The 882-nt window shown below is 71.7% G+C and carries 1 protein-coding gene and 1 pseudogene; both read left to right on the top strand.

From position 1 onward, the window contains the following. A pseudogene (locus tag IEW07_RS21355) lies at positions 1–212 on the top strand (S-(hydroxymethyl)mycothiol dehydrogenase); the annotation flags it as partial. 104 nt (positions 213–316) lie between these two features. Continuing rightward, on the top strand, positions 317–882 hold a 566-nt coding region (locus IEW07_RS20730), incomplete at its 3' end, for an MBL fold metallo-hydrolase (RefSeq protein WP_308738255.1).

Genomic DNA, 882 nt, shown 5'->3' with positions numbered 1-882 from the left:
CGATGCTGGTGGACCAGTACCGGCTGGGGCGGCTGGACCTGGACGGGTTCGTCTCCGAGCGGATCGGCATCACCGAGGTGGAGGAGGCGTTCGGGAAGATGAAGGCCGGCAAGGTCCTGCGCTCGGTCGTGGAGATCAGCTCTCCCGGGGGTGGGCCGTCGGCCACGGCCACGGCCACCGCTGCGGCGGACCTGGCGGAGGCCACCCGATGAGCGCCGGGTGCGTCTCGGGCCAGACTCCTGTGCCGAGCGAAAGTCGAGAGGAGCACGAGCAGCCGGCGAGCACTGTGCGCGCCGGAGCCCCCTCCTCCGGAGGAGTGAGGGTGGACCACCTGGTGACCTCCGGGACGTTCTCCCTGGACGGGGGCACGTGGGAGGTCGACAACAACGTGTGGATCGTCGGCGACGACGAGCAGTGCGTGGTCATCGACCCCGCCCACGACACGCAGGCGGTGGTCGAGGCGGTCGGTGCCCGCGACACCCGAGCCGTCCTGCTCACCCACGCCCACGACGACCACATCCGCGCCGCGGTCGACGTCGCCGAAGCCCTGCGCGCCCCGATCCACCTGCATCCGGCCGACACGATGCTGTGGGAGCAGGTCTACCCGGCCACGCCGTTCGACGCGGAGATCGCCGACGGCGACACCTACGAACTCGGTGGGGTCACGCTGACCGCCGTGCACACCCCGGGGCACTCCCCGGGCTCGGTGTGCTTCCACGCCCCGGACCTGGGCGCGCACGGCGTGCTGTTCTCCGGGGACACCCTGTTCCAGGGCGGTCCCGGGGCCACGGGGCGGTCCTACTCCGACTTCGGCACCATCATCGAGTCGATCCGCACGCGCCTTCTCACGCTGCCGGAGGGCACGGAGGTGCTCACCGGCCA

Source organism: Kocuria dechangensis, assembly GCF_014636775.1.
Classification (GTDB): Bacteria; Actinomycetota; Actinomycetes; order Actinomycetales; family Micrococcaceae; genus Kocuria; species Kocuria dechangensis.
Note: the sequence above shows the minus strand (reverse complement) of the source record. Positions and strands in the feature narration are given on the sequence as shown.